Raw genomic sequence first — 14330 nt, forward strand, 5'->3', positions numbered from 1 at the left:
TGATCAGACCGCCTGACCACGACTCCAGGAGCTCCTCATGGCACTCGACGCTGCCACCACCGCACTGCTCGCCAAGCTCGCCGAGGCGGGCGGCGCACCCATGCACGAGACGACCCCGGCCGAGGCACGAGCGCGGATGGCAGGGATGGCGACGCTGTACCCGACCGGTCCCGAGGTCGCGCGCGCCGAGGACCTCGAGGTCCCCACGCGCGCCGGCAGTGCCGCCTGCCGACTCGTGGCCCCGGAGTCACCCCGCGGGGTCCTGCTCTACCTGCACGGCGGGGGCTGGGTCGTCGGCTCGCCGGCCGAGCACGAGACGCTCGCACGCGAGCTCGCTGTCCGCACCGGGTGCGCGGTCGTGCTCGGTGCCTACCGGCTCGCTCCTGAGCACCGCTGGCCCGCAGCGGTCGAGGACGCCTGGGACGTGCTGAGCTGGATCTCCACGCACCACGGTGAGCTCGCGCCCGCCGGCTCGCCCCTCGTCGTCGCCGGCGACAGCGCCGGCGGCAACCTGGCCACGATCATCGCCCGCCGCGCCCGCGACGAGGGCGGGCCGGCGATCGCGGCCCAGGTGCTCGTCTACCCGGTCACCGAGGCCGACTTCGACAACGGGTCCTACACCGACCCCGCCAACCAGCTGGCGCTCAACCGGCAGACGTTGGAATGGTTCTGGGACCACTACGTCGACGCAGAGCACCGCGACCACCCCGACGTCTCCCCCGCCCGCGCCGACGACCTCTCCGGCCTGCCGCCGGCGATCGTGGTCACCGCCGAGCACGACGTCCTGCGCGACGAGGGCGAGAAGTACGCCGAGCAGCTGCGTGCCGCCGGCGTCCGCACCACCCTGCGCCGCTTCGACGGCCAGATGCACGGCTTCTTCACCATGTCGGGCCTGCTGCCCGCCGGCGCCGAGGCGCTGGCCCACGTCGCCGCGGAGCTCGAGCCCCTGCTGACCACCACGCACGAGGAGCAGTCATGAGCACCCCCACCTCCGGCCCCAGCACCGGCCCCAGCACGGGGACGGACCGTCCCGACGTCGTCGTCGTGGGCGCCGGGTTCGCCGGGCTCTACGCCCTGCATCTGCTGCGCCAGCGCGGCCTCGACGTCCGCGTCTTCGAGGCCGGCGACGACGTCGGCGGCACCTGGTACTGGAACCGCTACCCCGGCGCCCGCTGCGACATCGAGAGCATCTTCTACTCCTACTCCTTCGACGAGGACCTGAAGAAGGAATGGCAGTGGAGCGAGCGGTACGCCGCGCAGCCCGAGATCCTCGCCTACCTCCAGCACGTCGCCGACCGCTTCGACCTGCGCCGGGACATCACGTTGTCGACGCGCGTCGAGTCCGCGCACTTCGACGAGGAGACCGAGCGCTGGACGGTCACCACGGACCAGGGTGAGACCGTCTCGGCGCAGCACCTCGTGCTCGGCGTCGGCCTGCTGTCCAGCACCAACCTGCCGCAGATTCTCGGCCGCGACGACTTCGCGGGACCGACCTACCACACCGGCGCCTGGCCGCACGAGCCCGTCGACTTCACCGGGCAGCGCGTCGGTGTCATCGGCACCGGCAGCTCCGGCATCCAGCTCATCCCGCTGGTCGCGGAGCAGGCCGACCACCTCACCGTCTTCCAGCGCACGGCGAACTTCTCCCTGCCCGCCCGCAACGGTGACCCGGACCCGCGATTCGTGAGGAAGTTCCACGAGGACTTCGAGGGCACGCGCGAGCAGCTGCGCAGCTCGTCGTACGGCATCCTGCTCGAGCCGCCCACCAAGAGCGTCCTCGAGGTCAGTGACGAGGAGCGCGAGGCGACCTACCGCGAGCGGTGGGAGGAGGGGACGCTCACCGGCATCCTCCAGGCCTACAACGACACCGTGCGCAACCACGAGGCCAACCACCACGCCTCGGAGTTCGTCCGCAAGCGCATCGCCGAGATGGTCGACGACCCGCAGGTCGCCGACGACCTCACCCCTCGTGGCTACGCCTACGGCACCAAGCGGCCCTGCCTCGACACGAACTACTACGCGACCTACAACCGCGACAACGTCACCCTCGTCAACGTCCGGCGTGACCCGATCGAGCGCATCACCGCGACCGGCATCATCGCCGGCGGCACCGAGCACGAGCTCGACGCGCTGGTCTTCGCCACCGGGTACGACGCCATGACCGGCCCGCTCCTCGGCATCGACATCCGCGGCCGCGACGGGGCCCGGCTGGCCGACAAGTGGGAGAACGGCCCGGTGACCTACCTGGGCATCTCCACCGCCGGCTTCCCGAACATGTACATGATCTGCGGCCCCGGGAGTCCGTCGGCGCTGAGCAACGCCGTCGTCTCCATCGAGCAGCACGTCGAGTGGGTCGCCGACCTGCTCACCCATCTGGAGGAGCAGGGCATCGCGGTCGTCGAGGCCGAGCCCGACGCCGAGGTCGCGTGGACCGAGCACGTCCAGGTCGCCGGTCGCGCGACCCTCTACCCCGAGACCGACTCGTGGTACATGGGCGCCAACATCCCCGGCAAGCCGCGCGTGTTCCTGCCCTACATCGGCGGCGTCGGCTACTACCGCGAGCACTGCGCCAAGATCGCCGCGGACGGCTACCCCGGCTTCGCCCTCCGCGCGCCCAGCACGACCTGACCAACGGTGTCGTGCCGGCGCCTCAGGGCGGCGGCACGGCCCGTCGTCGGCGGCGGGCACGCGCCACTTCGACCTCGACGAGGCTGAGGGCGGCACCCGTGCCGGAGCGGTAGTAGTGCCGCCGCAGGGCGCCCTCGACCTCGACGGCGTCACCGTCGCGCCAGGACTGCACCGAGCGCCGCGCGGCGCCGCTGCGGGCGGTGCAGCCGATCCAGTCCGAGACGGGTCCGCCCGCGCGTACGTCGCCGGGCGGGCGGCGTACGACCACCCGGACGGTCCACAGCTCGTCGCCGCTGGGCAGCACCCGGTGCTCAGGCTCGCCGGAGACCCGGCCACGAAGGTGCACCGTGCACGCCTCGTCCGGGTCTGGGTTCTGCATCGTCATGTCGACCACCTCCACGCGGAGCGTGGTCGACCGGCGTCTCCACGCTCGCCAGTCCGGCGCCGGCTGTGGACGCGATCGGAGGATGCGCGCCTGGGGACGACGAGCGACCCGGGTCAGCCCCGGTCGCGCTCGAGCTGCTCGGCCCGTGCAGCGGCGTCGGTGGCCTGCTCGCGGTCCGCGGCGTCGGCGCGGTGGAACCACTCCAGCGCCTCTTCCTCGCGGCCTGCCGCCAGCAGGGCGTCGGCATAGGCGTAGCGCAGCCGGGCGACCCACGACTCACGGTGGGTGCTCGACAGCGGCGCCTGCTCCAGCGTCCGCAACGCGGCGTCGACCTCGCCGCGGTCGCGCCGGGCCCCGGCCTCGACGATCGTCATCTCGGCCTTGAGCCCCACGGGGAGGTTCGGCACCGACGGCGACTGCGCCAGCTTCAGGGCGCGGTCCGGGCGCCCCAGGGCACGCTCACAGTCGGCCATGATCGGCAGGTAGTCGTTGACGCCGTTCATCCGGCGGGCGGCACGGAGCTCGGAGAGCGCCTCGGCGTACTCCCCTGCGGCGTACGCCGCCTCGCCACACGCCTCGCGCACGATCGCCACGCGCGCGGCCCGGGCGCGGGCGGCGAGCGTGTGCTCGTACGCCGTGCGCGGGTCCTCGTCGATGAGCATGCCGGCCGCGGCGAGGTGGCGCGCCACCCGCGCGGCAAGCTTCTCCGGCAGACCCTTCAGCTGGGCGTAGACGTTGCGGTCGAGCTCCTTGCCCGTGATGGCCTCGGGGATCGGCGGACCGTCGTACTTCGCCTGCGAGTCCGAGCGCGACTCGGCGTCACGACGGTCGGGTCGCTCGCGGCGATCGCTCGGGCGTCCGGCGCTGGACGACCCACGCTGCGGGCCGCCCCGACCACCGGGGCCACCGCGCCCGCGGCCCTCGTCCCTGCCCTGGGGTGCGCCTCCGCCGCGCTTGCGGGGGTTGCCGTTTGCAGACGGACGACGATCGGCTGGCATCGGGCATCTCCTTTGAATCCTCTTGAGGTGTGCTGAAAAGCGTAGAGGCCACCCCAAAGGGGTGGCCTCTACCAAAGAATTGTCCGGCGACGTCCTACTCTCCCACGACCTCCCGGTCGCAGTACCATCGGCGCTGAAGGGCTTGACTTCCGGGTTCGGAATGGCGCCGGGTATTTCCCCATCGCTATGGCCGCCGAAACTCTATGGAATTGTCGATCGGTTCACCGACCGCAACTCGGGAACCACACAGTGGACGCGCAACATCTTTGAGAGACAAGCCCTCGGCCTATTAGTACCGGTCGGCTAGGCATTACTGCTGTACACCTCCGGCCTATCAACCCAGTCGTCTACTGGGGGCCTTACCCGGTTAACCCGGTGGGAGTCCTCATCTTGAAACGTGCTTCCCGCTTAGATGCTTTCAGCGGTTATCACTTCCGAACGTAGCTAACCAGCCGTGCTCTTGGCAGAACAACTGGCACACCAGAGGTTCGTCCACCCCGGTCCTCTCGTACTAGGGGCAGCCTTTCTCAAGACTCCTGCGCGCGCGGCGGATAGGGACCGAACTGTCTCACGACGTTCTAAACCCAGCTCGCGTGCCGCTTTAATGGGCGAACAGCCCAACCCTTGGGACCTACTCCAGCCCCAGGATGCGACGAGCCGACATCGAGGTGCCAAACCATCCCGTCGATATGGACTCTTGGGGAAGATCAGCCTGTTATCCCCGGGGTACCTTTTATCCGTTGAGCGACGCCGCTTCCACATGCCAGCGCCGGATCACTAGTTCCGACTTTCGTCCCTGCTCGAGCTGTCACTCTCACAGTCAAGCTCCCTTGTGCACTTACACTCGAAACCTGATTGCCAACCAGGCTGAGGGAACCTTTGAGCGCCTCCGTTACATTTTAGGAGGCAACCGCCCCAGTTAAACTACCCATCAGGCACTGTCCCTGATCCGGATAACGGACCTAGGTTAGACATCTAGTACGACCAGAGTGGTATTTCAACGATGGCTCCACGACAACTGGCGTCGCCGCTTCACAGCCTCCCACCTATCCTACACAAGCCGAACCAAACACCAATACCAAATTGTAGTAAAGGTCCCGGGGTCTTTCCGTCCTGCCGCGCGTAACGAGCATCTTTACTCGTAATGCAATTTCGCCGAGTCCATGGTTGAGACAGCGCCCAAGTCGTTACTCCATTCGTGCAGGTCGGAACTTACCCGACAAGGAATTTCGCTACCTTAGGATGGTTATAGTTACCACCGCCGTTTACTGGGGCTTAAGTTCTGCGCTTCGCACAAAGTGCTAACACGTCCCCTTAACCTTCCAGCACCGGGCAGGAGTCAGTCCGTATACATCGTCTTACGACTTCGCACGGACCTGTGTTTTTAGTAAACAGTCGCTTGGGCCTGGTCTCTGCGGCCATCACCGCTTCCCCACGCAAGGTGGTTCACGGATCCGGCCCCCCTTCTCCCGAAGTTACGGGGGCATTTTGCCGAGTTCCTTAACCATGGTTCACTCGATCGCCTTAGTATTCTCTACCTGATCACCTGAGTCGGTTTGGGGTACGGGCGGCGCATAGCTCGCTAGAGGTTTTTCTCGACAGCATAGGATCATCCACTTCGTCCAAAAGGACTCCCCATCGAGTCTCAGGCACATGATGAGCGGATTTGCCTACTCATCGCCCTACACTCTTAGCCGTGGACTACCATCGCCACGGTTGGACTACCTTCCTGCGTCACCCCATCGCTTGGCTACTACTAGTTCGGGTCATGCGCTCCGCCACCATCGTCCCGAAGGATCAATGATGGTTTCGGGCACTTAGCATCACTAGGTTCGCCATGGGCGCTATTTTGCCGGTACGGGAATATCAACCCGTTGTCCATCGACTACGCCTGTCGGCCTCGCCTTAGGTCCCGACTTACCCAGGGCAGATTAGCTTGACCCTGGAACCCTTGATCATTCGGCGGAAGAGTTTCTCACTCTTCTTTCGCTACTCATGCCTGCATTCTCACTCGTGTAGCGTCCACGACTGGTTCACACCGCCGCTTCACCCGCCACACGACGCTCGCCTACCCATCCACACACCTGGACCACAAAGGCCTAGCTTAATATGTGAATGCCATAGCTTCGGTGGATAACTTGAGCCCCGCTACATTGTCGGCGCGGAATCACTTGACCAGTGAGCTATTACGCACTCTTTCAAGGGTGGCTGCTTCTAAGCCAACCTCCTGGTTGTCTTTGCGACTCCACATCCTTTTCCACTTAGTTATCGCTTAGGGACCTTAGCTGATGGTCTGGGCTGTTTCCCTCTCGACTACGGAGCTTATCCCCCGCAGTCTCACTGCCGCGCTCTCACTTACCGGCATTCGGAGTTTGGTTGATTTCGGTAAGCTTGTGGGCCCCCTAGACCATCCAGTGCTCTACCTCCGGTAAGAAACACGCGACGCTGCACCTAAATGCATTTCGGCGAGAACCAGCTATCACGGAGTTTGATTGGCCTTTCACCCCTATCCACAGGTCATCCCCTCAGTTTTCAACCTAAGTGGGTTCGGTCCTCCACGCGGTCTTACCCGCGCTTCAACCTGCCCATGGATAGATCACTCCGCTTCGGGTCTAGGTCGCGCTACTCAAACGCCCTATTCGGACTCGCTTTCGCTACGGCTTCCCCACACGGGTTAACCTCGCAACACAACGCTAACTCGCAGGCTCATTCTTCAAAAGGCACGCTGTCACAAGATCCAAAGATCTCGCTCCAACGGATTGTAAGCACATGGTTTCAGGTACTATTTCACTCCCCGCCAGGGGTACTTTTCACCTTTCCCTCACGGTACTTGTCCGCTATCGGTCACCAAGGAGTATTTAGGCTTAACGGGTGGTCCCGCCAGATTCACACGGAATTTCAGGGGTTCCGTGTTACTTGGGGTGACGTCTCAGAGCCATCGTCTTACGTGTACGGGGGTATCACCCTCTACGCCGGGACTTTCCAATCCACTTCAACTTCAACGATGGTTTCTTACTCTGCGTTGGTTCGGCAGAACCAACAAGACGGCCCCACAACCCCAGTCACGCAACGCCTGCCGGCTATCACACGCAACTGGTTTGGCCTGTTCCGATTTCGCTCGCCACTACTCTCGGAATCACTCTTGTTTTCTCTTCCTGTGGGTACTGAGATGTTTCACTTCCCCACGTTCCCTCCAACTGCCCTATGTGTTCAGGCAGAGGTAACTGGACATGACTCCAGCTGGGTTTCCCCATTCGGAAATCCCCGGATCACAGCTCGGTTGCCAACTCCCCGGGGCTTATCGCAGGCTCCTACGTCCTTCATCGGCTCTTGGTGCCAAGGCATCCACCATGTGCTCTTAGTAGCTTGTCGTTCTACAAAGATGCTCGCGTCCACTGTGTAGTTCTCAAGATACGGGCGGCACCACCAGCCAACTCCACGCTTACCACCCCCCACAGGGAGCAACAGTTCATGGCGCTGATGGCCCGACGAGGCGATCGAAGAATCTCGATCCCTCAGGACCCAACAGTGTGCTAGACCGAACTGCTCGAAGCTTCGAGGTTCCACTCCACCCCACTCCCCAAAGGAAGCGAGGCGGCTGTACTGACGAAGCGCCTCACAGCGCGACCAAATAATCGACGTTCCACTAGTGAGCAATGCCAGCCGAGGAACATTCGCCCTCGAAACCAACATGTCTGGAGAGACCACCGGCTAACCGGTAAGCCTCCCATACAAATGCTCCTTAGAAAGGAGGTGATCCAGCCGCACCTTCCGGTACGGCTACCTTGTTACGACTTCGTCCCAATCGCCAGCCCCACCTTCGACGGCTCCCTCCACAAGGGTTGGGCCACCGGCTTCGGGTGTTGCCGACTTTCGTGACGTGACGGGCGGTGTGTACAAGGCCCGGGAACGTATTCACCGCAGCGTTGCTGATCTGCGATTACTAGCGACTCCGACTTCATGGGGTCGAGTTGCAGACCCCAATCCGAACTGAGACCGGCTTTTTGGGATTCGCTCCACCTTACGGTATCGCAGCCCTTTGTACCGGCCATTGTAGCATGCGTGAAGCCCTGGACATAAGGGGCATGATGACTTGACGTCATCCCCACCTTCCTCCGAGTTGACCCCGGCAGTCTCTTATGAGTCCCCACCATAACGTGCTGGCAACATAAGACGAGGGTTGCGCTCGTTGCGGGACTTAACCCAACATCTCACGACACGAGCTGACGACAGCCATGCACCACCTGTATACCGACTAAAAGGGGCCGTATCTCTACGGCTTTCCGGCATATGTCAAACCCAGGTAAGGTTCTTCGCGTTGCATCGAATTAATCCGCATGCTCCGCCGCTTGTGCGGGCCCCCGTCAATTCCTTTGAGTTTTAGCCTTGCGGCCGTACTCCCCAGGCGGGGCGCTTAATGCGTTAGCTGCGGCACGGAACTCGTGGAATGAGCCCCACACCTAGCGCCCAACGTTTACGGTGTGGACTACCAGGGTATCTAATCCTGTTCGCTCCCCACACTTTCGCTCCTCAGCGTCAGGTAATGCCCAGAGAACCGCCTTCGCCACCGGTGTTCCTCCTGATATCTGCGCATTTCACCGCTACACCAGGAATTCCGTTCTCCCCTGCATACCTCTAGTCTGCCCGTATCGGAAGCAGGCTCAGGGTTAAGCCCTGAGTTTTCACTCCCGACGCGACAAACCGCCTACGAGCCCTTTACGCCCAATAATTCCGGACAACGCTCGCACCCTACGTATTACCGCGGCTGCTGGCACGTAGTTGGCCGGTGCTTCTTCTGTAGGTACCGTCACTTGCGCTTCGTCCCTACTGAAAGAGGTTTACAACCCGAAGGCAGTCATCCCTCACGCGGCGTTGCTGGATCAGGCTTTCGCCCATTGTCCAATATTCCCCACTGCTGCCTCCCGTAGGAGTCTGGGCCGTGTCTCAGTCCCAGTGTGGCCGGTCACCCTCTCAGGCCGGCTACCCGTCGTTGCCTTGGTAGGCCATTACCCCACCAACAAGCTGATAGGCCGCGAGCTCATCCTCCACCGCCAGAACTTTCCACCACCATCAGATGCCTGAAGTGGTCATATCCGGTATTAGCCACCGTTTCCGGTGGTTATCCCGAAGTGAAGGGCAGATTGCTCACGTGTTACTCACCCGTTCGCCGCTCGTGTACTCCCGAAGGAGCCTTACCGCTCGACTTGCATGTGTTAAGCACGCCGCCAGCGTTCGTCCTGAGCCAGGATCAAACTCTCCATAGAAAAATGCTGATGCCCACCCGCCGAAACGAGCAGTCCATCGACCATTTAGGAGTATCCCGGCAAGAAAAACCCGACACAAACCAAAAGGCCCATGCCAAGCGTCTTACCAAAGGAACCGTCAACACCTATCAACAACCACCCCCAAAAAGAGAGCAGCCACCGGAAGATGCCGACGGGGCGTTACAAATTAATTCGTCGACTTTTAGCACACTGTTGAGTTCTCAAGGATCAAGCGCGCCCACGTCCCAGCCTCTCGGCCTTCGTCGCGGGGCAACCCGATCAAACTTACCGACTTGGCGGGCCCGGGTCAAACCGGGCTGCTGTTCGGCTCCCCCACCGTCTCAGCACGCGTCGATCTCGAGTCAAGCGGGCCGGAGCGCGCCTCATCGATCTCGATGGAGTGGAACTGGTGGAAGCTGGTCTCCCGGGGCCGGCCGCCCGGCCTTTCGGCCTTGCGTCCCGCCGCTCCGTGGCGACAAGAGAGAACAGTACGCACCCGCGGGGCGGTTCGCAAATCGGGGGTCCCATCGCCGTGCAACCCCGCCCCTGGGGCGACCGTGCGCCGGCTCGACGCCGGCTCTGGCGCCTCCCCCGGACGCCGATCGCCCGGCAGCCAGGGGGCTGCCGGGCGATCGGTGCAAGCGGTGGAACAGGTGCTGCGAGGGACGGTGGTCAGTCCATCCACGCTTCGTCGAACAAGACGATCGAGTTGGCTGCACCCTTGACGCCGTGGACGTTGTCGGCCCAGGCGCTGAGCTCGGCGAACGGCATCCAGGTCAGGAACGGCACGGTCTCGTTGTAGGCCTCCTGGACCTCGGCGAGCGCCTCCTGGGCGGTGGCGTCGTCCTGGGCACCCTGGAGCTTCTCCAGCGCCGCGTCCATCTCCGGGCTGGTCGGCATCCCGTAGGTCTGCGTGGCCGTGCTGTGCAGCGTGGTGAACAGCTTGGAGAACGGGTCGGCCTCGCGGTAGTTCAGACCCCAGCCGGCGAAGTCGTAGTCACGCTCGACGGCCATCCGGTTGATGAGGTCGGTGACGGTCGGGAGCAGCTCGATGTCGACCTCGAAGCCGACGGCCTCCAGAGCGGACTTGGCGACCTGGCCGGTGTCACGACCCGCGGAGGTGTTGGAGTCGAGGTAGGTGATCTTGCCGTCGTACCCGTCGGCCTTGGCCTCCTCGAGGAGCGTCTTGGCCTCCTCCACGTCCGGCTCGAGGACGTCGACGTCCTCGGCGTACCAGCGCGAGTACTCCGGGAAGATCCGGGCGCTCGCCATGCCGTGACCGTCGTACACGCGGGTCCGGACCATCTCCGGGGCCAGCGCCAGCTGCATCGCCTTGCGGACCCGGACGTCGGCGCCGGGGCGACCCTCGGTGCCGTTGATCAGGGCGGTGTCGCTGATGGCGACGAGGTTGGAGTAGCCGCGCACGCCGCTCTCGAGGACCGGGTCGACGACGTCGGGGTCACGGAAGTAGCCGGCCTGGATGCTGCCGCTCTCGAAGGAGTCCTGGACCGTCGTCTGCTCTCCCAGGAAGACGAAGCGGAGCTCGTCGAGGTGGGGGCGACCGTTCCAGTAGTTCTCGTTGGCGGCGAGGACCAGCTCCTCGCCCGCGCGCTGCCGCTCGAGGACGAACGGACCGGCACCGACCGGCTTGAACGCGTCACCGACGGGGCCGGCGGCCTCCGCGACGATCATGCCCGGACCGCTGGCGAGCAGCGAGTCGAACCAGGCGAAGGGCTGCTTCATCGTGTAGACGACGGTGCGCGGGTCCTGGACGTCGACCGACGCGATGTTGGCGTTCCACAGACCGGCGTCGGGCGCCGTGTGGGAGTAGTAGCGCTCCTGGCTGTCGGCGACGGCCTGGGCGTCGAGCGGGGTGCCGTCGGAGAACTCCACGCCCTCGCGCAGCGTCAGCGTCCACTCGGTGAGGTCGTCGTTGCTCTCGAGGCCCTCGGCGAGCTGCGGGACGAATTCCTCGCTCTCCGCGTCGTAGCGCATGAGCACGTCGTAGAGCGCGGCCATCTCGATACCGCCGGTCGAGGCGGCGGCGATGGAGACCGCGGGGTCGAGGCTGCGGGCCTCGGAGTACGCCGCGTAGGTCAATGTCCCGCCCTGCTGGGGGTCACTGGCGTCGTCCTCGGGTCCGAACATGCCATCGACGTACTCGAACGAGCCCTGCTCGGGCGCGGCGTTCGAGTCCTGGTCGTCGTCGGAGCCGCCACCGCACGCGGTGAGCACCAGTGCCGCTGCGACGAGCGCCACTGCGGGCCGGAGCCCGGTCCTGAGTCGCTTCATGCTTCCTCCTGTGTTGCACCCCGAGGCGTCGGGGTCGATGGGCGCGACACTAACGACGCGTCATATTTCGATGTGAACTAGTTCATGTCAGTGGGAGCGCGGAGTGGCGCTCGCCACGCTGGTGGGCGTTTCTACGTGGCCGGGCGGTAGCGCAGGAGGGTGATCCCGGCCTCCGGGACCGGGCAGAAGACCGGCTGCACCCGCATGCCGACCTCCAGCTGCGCGGGATCCGCCTCGACGATCTCCGTGCTGATCCGCGGTCCCTCGTCCCACTCGACCACGGCGAGCACCTGCGGCACGTGGTCTGCCCACGGCGGTGCCGTCGGGCGGTCGGCCACGGTGAACGTGTGCAGGGTCCCGAGGCCACTGATCTCGCGCCACTCGAGGTCGTCGGCGAGCGTCCCGGGCGCCAACAGCCGCGGGTAGAAGACATACGCGCCCAGCGACGGGGAGTACTGGATCCGGATCTTCTCCTCGGCCAGCCCGTCCCAGAAGGGACGGGAGACCGGGGTCGGCTCCGGAAGGGGGATCGCTTCGGTCGTCGTCGTGGTCATGGTCGTCCTCACTCGCCCTGGAGCAGGAGGGCGACCTGCTCGCTCATGATGCCGCCGTTGCCCGAGACGAACGCCGTGTTGCAGTCGGCGACCTGGGCGTCCGCGGAGCGCCCCATCAGCTGCCGCGCCGCGTCCACGACGTGGTGCATGCCCCCGGCCATCCCCGCCTGTCCGAACGACAGCTGTCCCCCGGCCGTGTTGACGGGGAAGTCCCCGCGGAAGGTCAGGTCGTGCTCGAGCACCCACGACATTCCGGTGCCCTTCTCGCAGAACCCCGCGTCCTCGAGGCTCATCAGCACGGTGATCGTGTAGCAGTCGTAGATCGAGGCCATGTCGACGTCGCTGCGCTCCAGGCCCGCCATCGCGAACGCCTTGTCGGCCGCGCGTGCGATCGGCGTGCGCACCAGGTCCTCGGCGTACGTCGGGGTCTTGAACGCGACGTGCTCGCCGAACCCCTTGATCCACACCGGACGGTTCTTCGACCGGCGCGCCACGTCGGCGTTGCCGACCAGCACCGCGGTCCCGCCCTGGACCCGCATGACGACCTCGAGCATGTGGATCGGGTCGGCGATCATCGGGCTCGCAAGCACGTCGTCGACCGTGATCGGCTTGCCATGGAACGCCGCACCGGGGTGGGCGCAGGCGTTGGTGCGCTGGTCGACGGCGATCTTGGCCGTCGCGCGCGGGTCGTAGCCGAACTCCGCGGCGTAGCGCCGGGCGATCTGGGCGTACGGCGCGTTCTGGCCGACGTTGCCGTAGGGGATCTCGAACTCCGCCTGGGGCGAGCCGTACTTGCCGCTCGAGGCACCCATCCACAGCGGCTGCGCGGGCGGCTTCGGCTCGGCGGCGCGCGGCAGGATCATCGAGCCGGGCACGACGCACAGCACCGCGTCGCAGATCCCGAGCTCGACCGCGGCGGCGGCGCGCCAGACCATGCCCGCCGACGTGGCTCCACCCAGGTCGACCCGCTCGCCGAAGTCGACCGGCAGGCCGAGGTACTCCGACAGCGTCGCCGGGGCGAACATGTCGGACTCCTGGATCCCGTGGGTGACCAGGCCGTTGACCACCGATGCCGGCACGCCGGCGTCGTCGATGACCAGCTTGGCGAGCTCGGCGTACTGCTCGAGCGTGAAGCGGGCCGGTCCGCTCTGCTTCTTCTCCGCCGGCAGCTCCGCGATCCCGATGATCGCGGCCTCACCACGCAGCCCCATCAGCCGGCGCTCCCACGCAGGGGCAGCTCGACGGTGGCGGTCCCCGGCATCAGCACGTCCTCGCCCCGGCGCCCGGCGAGCTCCAGGTCGACCAGACCCCGGCCCTCCTCCACGCGTACGCCGGACACCCGGCCACCGAAGGTCAGCTCCTGGCCGGGGTGGGCCACGGCGCGGTTCTGCGCCGAGAAGCTCACCAGGCGACCGTGCCCGCCGATCCAGTCGGTCACGGCGCGCGAGAGCAGGGCCGACTGCAGCGGACCGTGCACGAGCACGTCGGGGTAGCCCTCGACGTCGACGGCCCACGTCCGGTCGTAGTGGATGCGGTGGCCGTTGTAGGTCGCGGCGCTGAAGAAGAACAGCTGGGTCGCGTCGGGGGTCACCGTCAGCGGGGTGACCTCGTCGCCCTCGGCGACGTCCTCGAAGTACAGCTGGGTCGTGCTCGTGGTCATCTCGTCCTCCTCACGGCCGCGCGATCATCGAGGTGGTGGCCTCGGCCACCAGCTCGGAGCGCTGGTTGGTGTACGTCGTGCGCCAGGTGACGAGCACGAAGGCGCCGGAGCGGCCCTGCTTCTGCACGATCGACTCGACGCGGCGCTCCATCGTGATCTCGTCGCGGTGGTAGCACGGCGCGTGGAAGGTCGTGCTCTCCCCACCAGCCATCCGCTTCGGCGCGGCGGGGAACGCGAGGTTGCCCGACGACGCTCCCGAAGAGCCGTCGGGACGCAGCTCGTCGAGACGGGTCACCCCCAGGACGGCGTACTGGACGTAGAGCGGCGGGGCGATCACGTCGTCGTAGCCGTGGGCGCGGGCGTGGTCGGCGTCGAACCACAGCGGGTTGTGGTCGCCGACGGCGACTGCCCAGCGCTGCCACTCCCGCTGGTCGACCGCGCCGGTCTTGGTCGCCACGACCTCGCCGACCTGCTCGAGCGCCTCGGGCGGGATCAGGTCCGGGGTCTGCGTGCTGCTCGTGCTCACTGCTCTCCTTCGATCAAGGGGGT

General features: G+C 65.5%; 9 protein-coding genes and 3 rRNA genes. 2 read left to right on the forward strand and 10 right to left on the reverse strand.

Annotation, left to right across the window (positions count from 1 at the left end; genetic code table 11):
• Nucleotides 1–37 precede the first annotated feature (37 nt).
• On the forward strand, nucleotides 38–979 hold the full coding sequence (locus J2S59_RS18755) for an alpha/beta hydrolase (RefSeq protein ID WP_068117686.1): 942 nt from the start codon (nucleotides 38–40) through the stop codon (nucleotides 977–979).
• Nucleotides 976–2628 carry a flavin-containing monooxygenase gene (locus J2S59_RS18760; protein WP_068117690.1) on the forward strand — a complete coding sequence of 551 codons (1653 nt, stop codon included), beginning with the start codon at nucleotides 976–978 and terminating at the stop codon, nucleotides 2626–2628. The genes J2S59_RS18755 and J2S59_RS18760 overlap by 4 nt, the downstream gene beginning before the upstream one ends.
• Nucleotides 2629–2650: 22 nt before the next feature.
• Here J2S59_RS18760 and J2S59_RS18765 read toward each other — a convergent pair whose 3' ends face one another.
• The 10 genes from J2S59_RS18765 to J2S59_RS18810 form a co-directional block, all read right to left on the reverse strand.
• A complete protein-coding gene (locus tag J2S59_RS18765; RefSeq protein ID WP_068117704.1) occupies nucleotides 2651–3013 on the reverse strand; it encodes a single-stranded DNA-binding protein in 363 nt (120 codons plus the stop codon).
• A 113-nt stretch (nucleotides 3014–3126) separates the two neighbouring features.
• Complete coding sequence (locus tag J2S59_RS18770) at nucleotides 3127–4011, reverse strand: tetratricopeptide repeat protein (protein ID WP_181641577.1); 885 nt, start codon at nucleotides 4009–4011, stop codon at nucleotides 3127–3129.
• A gap of 81 nt (nucleotides 4012–4092) precedes the next feature.
• Nucleotides 4093–4209 (reverse strand): 5S ribosomal RNA (gene rrf, locus J2S59_RS18775).
• Nucleotides 4210–4280: 71 nt separating this feature from the next.
• A 23S ribosomal RNA gene (locus tag J2S59_RS18780) occupies nucleotides 4281–7383 on the reverse strand.
• A 374-nt stretch (nucleotides 7384–7757) separates the two neighbouring features.
• Nucleotides 7758–9275: ribosomal RNA gene (locus J2S59_RS18785) — 16S ribosomal RNA — on the reverse strand.
• Together the 16S, 23S and 5S rRNA genes form the textbook arrangement of a ribosomal RNA operon.
• Nucleotides 9276–9947: 672 nt before the next feature.
• Nucleotides 9948–11567 carry an ABC transporter substrate-binding protein gene (locus J2S59_RS18790; RefSeq protein WP_181641490.1) on the reverse strand — a complete coding sequence of 540 codons (1620 nt, stop codon included), beginning with the start codon at nucleotides 11565–11567 and terminating at the stop codon, nucleotides 9948–9950.
• Nucleotides 11568–11698: 131 nt separating this feature from the next.
• Nucleotides 11699–12121 carry a Zn-ribbon domain-containing OB-fold protein gene (locus J2S59_RS18795; protein ID WP_068116894.1) on the reverse strand — a complete coding sequence of 141 codons (423 nt, stop codon included), beginning with the start codon at nucleotides 12119–12121 and terminating at the stop codon, nucleotides 11699–11701.
• Nucleotides 12122–12129: 8 nt separating this feature from the next.
• Entirely contained in the window at nucleotides 12130–13332 is a 1203-nt protein-coding gene (locus tag J2S59_RS18800; protein ID WP_068116895.1) for a thiolase family protein, read from the reverse strand.
• Nucleotides 13332–13781, reverse strand: a complete 450-nt coding sequence (locus J2S59_RS18805; protein ID WP_068116896.1) for a hotdog family protein — start codon at nucleotides 13779–13781, stop codon at nucleotides 13332–13334. Before J2S59_RS18805 ends, J2S59_RS18800 begins: the two co-directional genes overlap by 1 nt.
• Nucleotides 13782–13791: 10 nt before the next feature.
• Complete coding sequence (locus tag J2S59_RS18810; RefSeq protein WP_220138277.1) at nucleotides 13792–14307, reverse strand: MaoC family dehydratase; 516 nt, start codon at nucleotides 14305–14307, stop codon at nucleotides 13792–13794.
• Between the last annotated feature and the right edge of the window lie 23 nt (nucleotides 14308–14330).

Source organism: Nocardioides massiliensis (genome assembly GCF_030811215.1).
GTDB lineage: Bacteria > Actinomycetota > Actinomycetes > Propionibacteriales > Nocardioidaceae > Nocardioides_A > Nocardioides_A massiliensis.

Excerpts from the sequence above, each read along its gene's own strand:
- J2S59_RS18805 (WP_068116896.1), bottom strand. The coding sequence starts at position 13,781 with ATGACCACGAGCACGACCCAGCTGTACTTCGAGGACGTCGCCGAGGGC.
- J2S59_RS18790 (WP_181641490.1), bottom strand. The coding sequence starts at position 11,567 with ATGAAGCGACTCAGGACCGGGCTCCGGCCCGCAGTGGCGCTCGTCGCA.
- J2S59_RS18795 (WP_068116894.1), bottom strand. The coding sequence starts at position 12,121 with ATGACCACGACGACGACCGAAGCGATCCCCCTTCCGGAGCCGACCCCG.
- J2S59_RS18800 (WP_068116895.1), bottom strand. The coding sequence starts at position 13,332 with ATGGGGCTGCGTGGTGAGGCCGCGATCATCGGGATCGCGGAGCTGCCG.
- J2S59_RS18760 (WP_068117690.1), top strand. The coding sequence starts at position 976 with ATGAGCACCCCCACCTCCGGCCCCAGCACCGGCCCCAGCACGGGGACG.
- J2S59_RS18755 (WP_068117686.1), top strand. The coding sequence starts at position 38 with ATGGCACTCGACGCTGCCACCACCGCACTGCTCGCCAAGCTCGCCGAG.
- J2S59_RS18770 (WP_181641577.1), bottom strand. The coding sequence starts at position 4,011 with ATGCCAGCCGATCGTCGTCCGTCTGCAAACGGCAACCCCCGCAAGCGC.
- J2S59_RS18765 (WP_068117704.1), bottom strand. The coding sequence starts at position 3,013 with ATGACGATGCAGAACCCAGACCCGGACGAGGCGTGCACGGTGCACCTT.